This is a genomic window from Kribbella sp., from assembly GCF_035687465.1.
Lineage (GTDB): Bacteria > Actinomycetota > Actinomycetes > Propionibacteriales > Kribbellaceae > Kribbella.
Map to the genome: position 1 here is coordinate 1 of NZ_DASRXP010000193.1, position 10,058 is coordinate 10,058.

Genomic DNA, 10,058 nt, shown 5'->3' on the forward strand with positions numbered 1-10,058 from the left:
CCTCGACACCCAGCCAGTGCTGCACCAGGAAGGTCGTGTGGAAGCCGATGAACAGCAGCCAGAAGTGCAGCTTGCCGAGCTTCTCGTCGAGCATCCGGCCGGTCATCTTGGGCCACCAGAAGTAGAAGCCCGCGAACATCGCGAACACCACCGTGCCGAACACGACGTAGTGGAAGTGCGCGACCACGAAGTACGTGTCCGATATCTGGTAATCCAGCGGCGGTGAGGCCAGGATGACACCGGTCAGACCGCCGAAGAGGAACGTCACCAGGAAGCCGACGGACCACAGCATCGGGGTGTCGAACGAGATCGATCCACCCCACATCGTGCCGATCCAGTTGAAGAACTTCACCCCGGTGGGCACCGCGATCAGGAACGTCATGAAGGAGAAGAACGGCAGATTCACCGCTCCGGTGACGAACATGTGGTGCGCCCACACCGCGATCGAGAGAACGCCGATGCCCAGCGTGGCGCCCACCAGCCCGACGTACCCGAAGATCGGTTTGCGGCTGAAGACCGGCAGGATCTCGGTGATGATGCCGAAGAACGGCAGCGCGATGATGTAGACCTCGGGATGCCCGAAGAACCAGAACAGGTGTTGCCACAGCAACGGCCCGCCATTGGCCGCGTCGAAGACATGTGCCCCCAACTTGCGGTCGGCCTCCAGCATCAGCAGCGTCGCGGCCAGGATCGGGAAGGCGATCAGCACCAGGATCGACGTGACGAGGGTGTTCCAGCAGAAGATCGGCATCCGGAACATGGTCATGCCGGGCGCGCGCATGGTGATGATCGTGGTGGTGAAGTTGACCGCACCGAGAATGGTGCCCAGACCGGCCAGGTACAGACCCATGATCCACAGGTCACCGCCGACGCCCGGCGAGCCTGTGGTGGTCGACAACGGCGTGTAGCCGGTCCAGCCGAAGTCCGCGGCCCCGCCAGGCGTCAGGAATCCGCCGAGAGTGATCAGGCCGCCGAACAGGAACAGCCAGTAACTGAACATGTTCAGCCGCGGGAACGCGACGTCCGGTGCGCCGATCTGCACCGGCATGACCACATTGGCGAAGCCGACGAACAGCGGCGTCGCGAACAGCAGCAGCATGATCGTGCCGTGCATCGTGAAGAGCTGGTTGTAGACCTCTTCGTTGACGATCTGCAGCCCAGGCTCGAACAACTCGGCCCGGATCAGCAGCGCCATCAGCCCCGCGACCAGGAAGAACACGAACGACGTGATCAGGTAGAGGTGCCCGATCACCTTGTGGTCGGTAGTCGTCAGGATCCGGACGATCACCTTGCCCAGCGGCCGGCGTCCGGTCCGCTCCAGCGCAGGCACGACCGTCGCGCCGCGCCGCTCCTGCGTGAGATCGACCATCGGTCCGTCCTTGAAAGCACTGTTCCGCTGACCACTCCCTCTCAGACTGCGCGCAACTCGGCCAAAAATGAAGCCCGACGCGGTTCCAGATGCCGTCAGTACGACGCGATGGCGGCTCGGGCCGCGGGGATGACCTCGAGGGCGAAGCGGGTGATCTGTTCGACGCTCTCGTCCTCGAGGACGAAGTTGACGGTGTCGAACCGCTCCTCGTGGACAAACTCGGCGATGATGCGGGCCCACCCGTCCGGGGTGGTGCGGATCGGCCGGCCGCCAGGGCCACTGCGGGGGCGCTCGATGGTCGCGGCGCGGTCGGTCACACTGCCGACGGGCTGGATGACACGGCGGATGTCGGTGGGTTTGCGGCCGGCGTCGAGTGCGGCGGCGTCTTGGCCAGCATGGCGGGAGGCCGCAGGGGCAGGTTCGCCACATTGGGCATGAACCGCAGCCGGCCGATCAGCGTTCCGATCAGCGCGAACGTGTCCAGGAACGCTGGCGAGTACGGGTGGTCCTGGATCGACACATAGTCGAAACCGGTCGACTCCGCGGCCTGCACGTGGTCTCGCAGTTGCCGGACGTCGGCGTACTGCGGACTGACGAACACGCCGAACTGCACGGGGTTCATCGGATTCCTCCTGAGAGTGGGCTTGATGGTTACTCTTTGTTCGTAACCCACTATCCGAGACGATCGAGGGCCTTACAAAAGGCACATGGGTGTAACCGAGATGGCGACCGACGACCCTGAGCAGCTGCCGGACATCTGTACCAGCCTGACCGCCGATGGTGAGCTGGTCCGCGAGCTGCTGGACCGGATCGGCGACAAGTGGAGCGTGCTCATCGTCGCGAGCCTCCGGCACGGTCCGCTGCGATTCACCGCGATCCAGCACGCGACCGGCGGCATCTCGCAGCGGATGCTCACCCTCAACCTCCGGCATCTGCACCGCGACGGACTGATCACCCGGACGTCCTATCCGGAGGTCCCACCCCGGGTCGAGTACGAGCTGACCGAGCTCGGCTGCAGCCTCCTCACCCCGGTGCTGGCCCTTGCCCGCTGGGCTGGGGACAACGCTCCCCAGGTGCGCACCCACCGGACCGCCTTCGACCGGGCCGACTGAACAAGTTGACGCAGGTTGGTGCCAACCGGCTGCATCGACGGGGATTTAACGCCATAGTTGGTCGGAACTCCTGGGGCCGGGGGTGTGTTGCGAGTGAGGAGACCAAGAGTGAAGGTTTTTCGTCTGACCGCGATCGGGGTGGTGTTGTGCACGGTCGCCGCGGGTCTGATGACCGCGACCACCGCCAGCAGTGCGCCGAAGCCGTCGCCGCGGTTCCAGCACCTGAACCCCGGCGGCCAGCCACGGTTGACCGAGAAGGTGCCGGTCAACGTGGTGTTCATCGGCTACCAGCCCGGTGCGGTGAACCAGAACGCGTTCCGTAACGCCCTGCCGCGAACCTACGAGCCGGTCGTGATCAGCCGCCTGGCCTACGAGATCAAAGAGCCGATCGGGATCAAGTACACCTATGACTACAAGGTCAAGACGGCGGATCGCGCCTACGAGAACCGCTTCTTCAAGCAGCTCGCGAAGCTGTCCACCGCAGCGCCGCTGACGTCGTTCCAGACCGACTACAACGCGCAGGCCGGCAACGTGCGCGACGTCAAGAACAACCACTACATCGATGCGCCCTCGGTCGAGAAGTGGCTTGCCGCGAACCCGCCGTCCGGGATCGACACCCGCCGCAACACCGTGTTCCTGATCAACTGGAGCGGGCGGGCCGACTTCGAGTTCCACGTCTACACCAAGACCAACGAGCCTGACCCGGACACCGGGTACAACTTCGGCACGGTGCGGGACAGCCGCAAGATCACCGCCTGGGGCGGCACCACGGCGAACGACGAGGAATCCGGCCTCGGCAGCACCCGGCGGGTCTGGTTCCACGATCTGTCCGCCGGTCCCGACGCGTCCTCCGGCAGCTGGAACATCACCGATGCCGATCTTGACGGAGATGGCGAGCCCGACTACCGCATCCCACCGGCCTGGGAGTACGCCGCCGGCGGCTACCGAGCGCCGAGCGCACTCACCGGCGACCTGGCCAAACTCGTCCGGTACGTCGCCGTCGAACTACTGTTCACCTCCTCGCCCATCTACCCGGCCGAGCTGCCGACCAGTTCGCCGGCCAGGACGATCAACCTCGACAGCAACACCTACGAGGGCTGGCCGGGTGTCGACGCGAACCGCCAGTACATCAAGCCTCCGCTGGTCAAGGCCGAGCTGGCTGAAGTTGTGCCCGGCAACCAACTCAGCTACGACGACCAGGACCTGCCGTACAACGCCGAGGCCCGAGCTTGCTACGAAGGCCTGCTGGCCGACGTGTCGTGCTACCCGAGCAGCGGCTACCCGGCGTTCGCGAACCTCTACCTGTACAACCGCGAGAACCTGGCCAGGACCCAGGACGACCAGGGCAAGGTCGACTACGAACTCCCGATCTTCAACTACTCCGTCGGTCCCGGAGTGGACGTGCCCGCGCTCGGTTTCGCCGACGACAACTACGTCGACGGCACCCAGAGCTACGTCTTCAACTTCATCTCCCCCGATGTCGTTGCCTCCGGCTACGGACTCACCACCACGATCATCCACGAGGTCGGCCACCATCTCGGCCTGTCCCACCCGCACGACGGTTACGACGGCAGCACCGGTACGGCGTTCAGTCCGTCCGGCGACACCTTCTTCGTCTGGCTGGGCGACTACTCGAACACGATGATGAGCTACATCGACCTGAACTGGGACTTCAGCCAGTTCGACCGGGACAACCTGAACCGGTTCCAGGCCGCGGCCCTGAACGAGGCGGCGAACGCCCTCGCAGCGAAGGTCCTTGCCTCGAGCAAGGCCATTCGCGGCTACGACGACCTCTACCGGGCGGACGCGTTCCTGGCCGTCGCGGACAGCGCCTTGAAGCGGCACGACTACCCGACCGCCCGGGCCTACGCAGCGAAGGCCTATGCGGCTGTCGCCGCCGGAGCCCGTGACACCGGCGTCGACGTACAGGCGTTCGAAAACGAGAAGAACGCCACCGCCCGCGCGGCCCAGGCTGCCAGCCCCGCCCACCAGGAAGGCCTCTACATCGACACCCTCGAAGGCCCCCGCGGCCTCCGCTGATCCGACCGACGGCCGCAGAGCGAGCTCTGCGGCCGTCGTTGTCGTTGCTGTTTCTCCTACTGGTTACCGTCGTCGATGTCGTCGTTCTGACCGTCCAGGCCGTCGAGCCCGTCCTTGGCCTTGTCGACCCCCTGGTCGATCTGGTCGCCGTACTTGCCGCCGGTCTTCTCGTCCGCGAAGTCGCCCGCCTTGTCGAGGCCCTCGCTGACCTTGTCACCGTGATCGTCGACGAGACCGCCGAGCTTTTCCTTCGCGCTGTCGAACATGCTCATGAGGGTGGAACTCCTTCCAGCTGAGAACGCCGACACCCCCTCCGTAGGGCGCCGATCGTTGCCACGGACAAGTTGTACCCAATCTCGCCCAGCCAAACCAGCCCTCGGTCAGCCCGGTTCGCTCACCTGGCTCGGCGTCACCTCCACGACGAGGTGCTTGGTCACCGGCTGTTCGCTTTGTGTACTGAAGTCGGCGATCCCGCAGAGGACGTTCAGCTCCGGCATGTAGCCGGCCGCGCAGCCTGGCGGGATCTCATAGCGGACGGCCCGGTAGCCGTAGACCTTCCGCGTCGACCCGTCCTTCGAGAAGCTGGTGACATCGACGAGGTCGAACTCCCCGAGGCCGCGGTCGCGCATGTCGTTCTCGTTCATGAAGACGACGGTGCGCAGGCCCTTCAGCCCGCGGTAGCGGTCGTTGTTGGAGTAGATGGTGGTGTTGAACTGGTCGTGCGAGCGGATCGTCGCCAGCGTCAACCGGTCCTTGCCCGGATCGATGTCGTCCGGAAGCGGCGCCGCTGAAAACTCGACGCGTCCGGACGGAGTCTGGAAGACCCGCTCCCGGGCGGGCTGATGGATGCGGAAGCCATGCGGGTGCCGGGCGCGCTCGTTGAAGTCTTCGAACCCGGGCAGCACTTGCGCCATCGTGTCGCGGATGCGGTCGTAGTCGTCGGCATAGTCCTGCCACGGCGTTGCGCTGTCCGGCAACGTCGCCTGGGCCATGCTGGCCAGAATCGCGCACTCGGACCGGAGCTGCGGCGAGCCCGGCTGCTTCATCCCGTAGGAGATGTGCACCATCGACATCGCGTCCTCGACGGTGATCCCCTGCTCGCCGCCGGCCTGCACGTCCTTGTCGGAGCGGCCGAGGCAAGGCAGGATCAGCGCCTGCTTGCCGTGCACGATGTGGCTGCGGTTGAGCTTGGTGCTCACCTGCACGGTCAGCTCGCACCTCCGCAGCGCCTCGGCGGTATACACGAGATCGGGGCTGGCCAGCGCGAAGTTGCCGCCGAGAGCGATGAACACCTTGACGTCGCCGCTCTGCATCGCCTGGATCGTCCCGACTGTGCCGAGTCCCTCCTCGCGCGGCGGGTCGATCCCGCAGACCTCAGCGAGCTTGTCCAGGAAGGCCTTGTCCGGACGGTGGTTGATCCCGCAGGTGCGGTTGCCCTGGACGTTGCTGTGACCGCGGACCGGGCACGGTCCCGCGCCCTCGCGACCGATGTTGCCCCGCAGAAGCAGCAGGTTGAGGATCTCACGCACCGTGTCGACGCCGTGCTCGTGCTGGGTGAGGCCGAGGCACCAGGCGATGATCACCCGCTCCGACGCCAGGTACGAGTCGGCCAGCCTCCGGATTCCGGACTCGTCCACGCCGGCATCGCGGACCAGGTCGGCCCAGCTGCTGGCCTCGACCAGTGCGCGGTACTCGTCGATGCCGTGCGTGTGCTGCTCGATGAACTCCCGGTCGAGGACGTCCGGATTCTTCTCGGCCGCCTCGAACACGACCTTGGCGACGCCGCGCAACAGCGCCAGGTCGCCACCGATCCGCACCTGCACGTTCATGGTGCCGGTGCTGGTGGTGTGGAAGGTCGCCATGTTGGCGAACTCGTGCGGGACGATCGTCCGCCTCGAGGCCGCTTCGATCAGCGGATTGATGTGGACCAGCTGCGCGCCGCGCCGGTCGGCATCGGCCAGCCAGGTCAGCATCCGCGGCGCGTTGGACCCCGCGTTGTCGGCCATCACCCAGATCGCGTCCGCGGCCTCCCAGTCGTGCAGATCGACTGTCCCCTTGCCGCTGCCCATCCCAGCCGTCAGGGCCCTGCCACTCGCCTCGTGGCACATGTTCGAGCAGTCCGGGAGGTTGTTCGTACCGAACTCGCGGACCCAGAGCTGGTACAGGAACGTCGCCTCGTTGCTGAGCCGCCCCGAGGTGTAGAACGAGGCCTGATCCGGGCTGTCCAGTTCGCGCAGACTGCTGCCGATCAGGGCGAAAGCATCGTCCCAGGAGATCGGCTCGTACTTGTCGGTCGCCGGGTTGTAGCTCATCGGCTCGGCGAGCCGTCCGACCACCTCGAGGTCGTAGTCGCTCCACTCGGCCAGCTCCGCGACCGTGTGGTCGGCGAAGAACTCGCGGTCGGTCTTGGCGCGGGCGAGCTCCCAGGTGGCGTGCTTGACCCCGTTCTCGCAGATGTCGAGGTGGAGCCCGCTCGGATCGTCCGGCCAGGCGCAGCCCGGACAGTCGAAACCACCGTCCTCCTGGTTCATCACGAACAGCGAGCGGAAACCCGCCAGCGGATGCCCCGCCTGCTCGAGCACCCTCCCGACGCTGCGCGCCGCTCCCCAGCCCGCGGCCGGGTGGTCGTACTCGTGGCGGGAGTAACCGCCCTTCGGGGCGGGGCCGCGACCGAGCGCGGGCTCCCCCGGTACTGCGCCGAACATCCGCTGTTCGGCGTTCTGCCTGTCCTGAGGTGGCGATGCCATGGTTCCTCCGTCAGAGCCGACCGTGGACAACACATCCGTTTCGTCAGCCTAAACCCGTGGATCCTTCACCCGGTATCCCCGCTAGCTGGAAGGACGCGTCCACCGGTAGCGGGTAGACAACGATGCCAGGGGGCCGGAGGAAGGGACTGGCGCTGGCCGTGACGACACCTGGATGTCCCGGGCGCGAAGCTGGCAGTACTAGGGAGTCGGATCGTTGACCACTCCCCCGATCGTCTACTCAGGCAGGTGAAGCAGTGGATACGTCCCAGATCGCCTTGACCTTCCCGGCGTCATCGTTTGTTCCGGTGGTCCTCGGCTTCTTCGGGTTGGGTACCGGCTATCTCATCTATGGTCCACAGGAGTTGTTCGGCTTCCCCCGGCGGAGTCAGCAGGTCGACCGGGCCAACGGCGTCTGGGGAATCTGGATGCCGGGGTTCTGCCAGCTCCTCGTCGGTATCTACCTGTTCGTCGGCCTGACCTGGTTCCAGGTCTTCGGCGGCAACAAAGCCCTGTACATGGCCGCCGTCGCGTTCAGTGCTTACGGCATCCACTGGTTCGCGATGGGCTGGAACCGGTACCAGGGTTCCGACGCCCGGCCGAACGGCTACATGTCGATCCCGTTCATCATCATCTCGGTGCTCGGGGCAACGGTCTTCTTCCGTGCCGACGCCTGGCCGGTGGGCGTGCTGTTCACCGGACTGGCCGCGGTGTACGTCGCCGAGTTCTTCGCCAGCTTCAAGATCGGCGTGACGACAACCACCGACGGGCAGGAACTGTCCAACCCAGGCGAGAAGGCCCTCGGCCTGATCCACATCGTCGTCGGCGTCTGGCTGATGTACCTGACCGTCTCCACTACCCTCAACATCGCCTCCGGCTTCCACCTCCCCGGAGGCTAAGCCACCTCCCCGGAGGCTAAGCCACCTCCCCGGGCGGCTGAGCCACCTGCCTGGCAGTCCGCCTAGAGCAGGTGGTTCAGGGCCCAGAGGAGGATTGCGAGGGCGCCGGTGACCAGGACGATCCGGATCATCGCGACGAACTCGGGGTCGAGGCGTTCGGTCCGCCGTTTGGGCGGGTGGTGCCTATGCTGCTCTACGGCCATGGGAACCCACCAACTCGGGAGCAGACGCTCCGACATCGGCGCCGACCAGTACGGGGTCGAACTGGATCACGGTGACGCCGAGCTCGGCCAGCGTCTCGCGAAGACTGTCCTCGTGCATCCGCACCCAGTCCTGCCGCGGGCCTGAGGCCGCACGCAGTAGTTCCAGGCTGCTGAACGCTATGCCTACCCGGAGCCCATCGGGCCTCCGCCCGATCTGCAGCGCCACGACATCCCAGGCGCCGGCCATCCGGGTAGGCACGAATAACGGAACGGGTTCATCCATCGAGGTTGTGTTCACACCTCGAAAGTAGACGTCACCGCGCCCCGCGTTCGGCGTCCTAACACCTCTCCCACACCAACCGCCCCACCTCGCACACAGCTCTCACAGCGGCGCCGGCCGGACGGGTCAGCCGTAGCGGAGAGCGGCCGTGATGTAGGACCGGAGCAGGTCGTGCTTCTGCTCCAGGAACGTCTTCTCCGTCAGGTTGCGGACCCGGTCCTCGGAGGCACTCTGGGTCAGCGCGCCGACCGAGAACAGGTAGGCCCATTGATAGAACCCGTCGGGCTTGCCGGGAAGCGCCTCGCGGAAGGCGTCGACGAACTCGCGGGCCATCGGGTCGAACAGGACCTTGAGAACCGGCCGGTCCTGGTTCGACGGGTCGCCGGCCTCGCGCAGTACCAGCTTGGCGAACCAGGCGTCCTCGGGATCGTTGTGCAGGGCGAGCACCGGGTCGACGAAGGCGCGCACGATCTGCTCGACGGCATCGGCCGCACTCAGATCGGGAATCGCCCGGAGCTGGGTCAGCCGCGCCTCGTTGACGTACTGCCGGTGCTCGAAGATCGCCACGAACAGGGCGAGCTTCGAGGTGTAGTGGTAGACGACCAGGGAGAGCTTGACGTCGGCCTCCGCGGCGATCCGCCGCATCGTCGTGCCGTGGTAGCCGTCCTGCGCGAACACCTTCTCGGCGGCGCGGAGGATCACCATCCGCTTGCCGCCCTCAGCAGTCTCCGTCACCGAGCTCATCCCTCTCCTCGTCCAGCTCACCACAGCGTACTGCACGTACGTACAGTTTGGGTCTTGCGGATCACCACTGTACGTACGTACAGTCAGGTGACTCGGGACGGAAACACGGGGTTCATCGAAGGGACTGGTCCGGATGAGAGATTCCGGGAAATGGGTGGTGCTGGGTGGCGCCTTCGTGGCTTACATGTTCGACGCGCTGGAGATCCTGCTGCTGTCCTTCGCTCTCCCCGACATCCGCGCGGAGTTCGGGCTGACCAAGGCCGAGGGCGGTCTGCTGGCCACCGCCACCCTGCTCGGCATCGGCGTGAGCAGCCTGACCGTCGGCTGGCTGGCCGACAACTACGGCCGCAAGCGGGCGTTGATGCTTTCGCTCGCGGTCTTCGGAGTGTTCACTGCCTCGCTCGCCCTGGTGCCGAGCTTCACAGTGTTCCTCGTACTACGGTTCGCGGCCGGCCTCGGACTCGGCGGGGTCTGGGGCGTGGTGTCGACGTACGTTGTCGAGACCTGGCCGACCGCCCAACGAGGTCGAGCGGCCGCCTTCGTGCTGAGCTCGTTCCCGGCGGGAGGAGCGATCGCCGCCGTCGTCGCCGGCGCGTTGCTGCCCGACTGGCGGCTGCTGTTCTTCCTGGCCGGCGCGGGCGTGATCGTGCCACTGCTGATCATCGGC

At 66.0% G+C, this 10,058-nt stretch carries 12 protein-coding genes; 4 read left to right on the forward strand and 8 right to left on the reverse strand.

Translation table 11 applies throughout. The features are described 5' to 3' along the window. The 3 genes from VFG33_RS09625 to VFG33_RS09635 form a co-directional block, all read right to left on the reverse strand. A partial coding sequence (locus VFG33_RS09625; protein WP_325024618.1) for a cbb3-type cytochrome c oxidase subunit I occupies positions 1 to 1,369 on the reverse strand: 1,369 nt, incomplete at its 3' end. A 95-nt stretch (positions 1,370 to 1,464) separates the two neighbouring features. After that, the gene (locus tag VFG33_RS09630; RefSeq protein WP_325024620.1) at positions 1,465 to 1,686 is read right to left on the reverse strand and encodes a hypothetical protein; all 222 of its coding nucleotides are present in this window, start codon (positions 1,684 to 1,686) and stop codon (positions 1,465 to 1,467) included. Further along, positions 1,683 to 1,991, reverse strand: coding sequence for an LLM class flavin-dependent oxidoreductase (locus tag VFG33_RS09635; protein WP_325024622.1), 309 nt, complete (start codon positions 1,989 to 1,991; stop codon positions 1,683 to 1,685). The genes VFG33_RS09630 and VFG33_RS09635 overlap by 4 nt, the downstream gene beginning before the upstream one ends. Positions 1,992 to 2,076: 85 nt before the next feature. On the opposite strand from VFG33_RS09635, the gene VFG33_RS09640 reads away from it, so the two are divergent. Both VFG33_RS09640 and VFG33_RS09645 read left to right on the forward strand, forming a co-directional pair. Further along, entirely contained in the window at positions 2,077 to 2,481 is a 405-nt protein-coding gene (locus VFG33_RS09640; protein ID WP_325024624.1) for a winged helix-turn-helix transcriptional regulator, read from the forward strand. 108 nt (positions 2,482 to 2,589) lie between these two features. Then, positions 2,590 to 4,521, forward strand: coding sequence for a zinc metalloprotease (locus VFG33_RS09645; RefSeq protein WP_325024626.1), 1,932 nt, complete (start codon positions 2,590 to 2,592; stop codon positions 4,519 to 4,521). A 56-nt stretch (positions 4,522 to 4,577) separates the two neighbouring features. Here the strand turns inward: VFG33_RS09645 and VFG33_RS09650 are convergent, their stop codons facing one another. After that, positions 4,578 to 4,793 (reverse strand): antitoxin, encoded by a 216-nt coding sequence (locus VFG33_RS09650; protein ID WP_325024628.1) that lies wholly within the window; start codon positions 4,791 to 4,793, stop codon positions 4,578 to 4,580. 108 nt (positions 4,794 to 4,901) lie between these two features. Further along, the gene (locus VFG33_RS09655) at positions 4,902 to 7,268 is read right to left on the reverse strand and encodes an FdhF/YdeP family oxidoreductase (RefSeq protein ID WP_325024630.1); all 2,367 of its coding nucleotides are present in this window, start codon (positions 7,266 to 7,268) and stop codon (positions 4,902 to 4,904) included. Positions 7,269 to 7,522: 254 nt separating this feature from the next. Between VFG33_RS09655 and VFG33_RS09660 the strand changes: the two genes are divergently transcribed. After that, positions 7,523 to 8,164: a hypothetical protein gene (locus VFG33_RS09660; RefSeq protein WP_325024631.1), complete on the forward strand. Its 642-nt coding sequence runs from the start codon at positions 7,523 to 7,525 to the stop codon at positions 8,162 to 8,164. Positions 8,165 to 8,226: 62 nt separating this feature from the next. Here the strand turns inward: VFG33_RS09660 and VFG33_RS09665 are convergent, their stop codons facing one another. The 3 genes from VFG33_RS09665 to VFG33_RS09675 form a co-directional block, all read right to left on the reverse strand. Further along, positions 8,227 to 8,367: a hypothetical protein gene (locus VFG33_RS09665; RefSeq protein ID WP_325024633.1), complete on the reverse strand. Its 141-nt coding sequence runs from the start codon at positions 8,365 to 8,367 to the stop codon at positions 8,227 to 8,229. After that, positions 8,348 to 8,650 carry an SAV_915 family protein gene (locus VFG33_RS09670; protein ID WP_325024635.1) on the reverse strand — a complete coding sequence of 101 codons (303 nt, stop codon included), beginning with the start codon at positions 8,648 to 8,650 and terminating at the stop codon, positions 8,348 to 8,350. The genes VFG33_RS09665 and VFG33_RS09670 overlap by 20 nt, the downstream gene beginning before the upstream one ends. A 123-nt stretch (positions 8,651 to 8,773) precedes the next feature. Continuing rightward, positions 8,774 to 9,382, reverse strand: coding sequence for a TetR/AcrR family transcriptional regulator (locus VFG33_RS09675; protein ID WP_325024637.1), 609 nt, complete (start codon positions 9,380 to 9,382; stop codon positions 8,774 to 8,776). A 142-nt stretch (positions 9,383 to 9,524) separates the two neighbouring features. Between VFG33_RS09675 and VFG33_RS09680 the strand changes: the two genes are divergently transcribed. Beyond that, positions 9,525 to 10,058 (forward strand): MFS transporter (locus VFG33_RS09680; protein WP_325024638.1); only part of this gene is annotated, 534 nt, incomplete at its 3' end.

Coding starts and splice junctions, on each gene's coding strand:
- VFG33_RS09635 (WP_325024622.1), bottom strand. CDS start 1,991: ATGAACCCCGTGCAGTTCGGCGTGTTCGTCAGTCCGCAGTACGCCGAC.
- VFG33_RS09640 (WP_325024624.1), top strand. CDS start 2,077: ATGGGTGTAACCGAGATGGCGACCGACGACCCTGAGCAGCTGCCGGAC.
- VFG33_RS09650 (WP_325024628.1), bottom strand. CDS start 4,793: ATGAGCATGTTCGACAGCGCGAAGGAAAAGCTCGGCGGTCTCGTCGAC.
- VFG33_RS09655 (WP_325024630.1), bottom strand. CDS start 7,268: ATGGCATCGCCACCTCAGGACAGGCAGAACGCCGAACAGCGGATGTTC.
- VFG33_RS09665 (WP_325024633.1), bottom strand. CDS start 8,367: ATGGCCGTAGAGCAGCATAGGCACCACCCGCCCAAACGGCGGACCGAA.
- VFG33_RS09670 (WP_325024635.1), bottom strand. CDS start 8,650: ATGGATGAACCCGTTCCGTTATTCGTGCCTACCCGGATGGCCGGCGCC.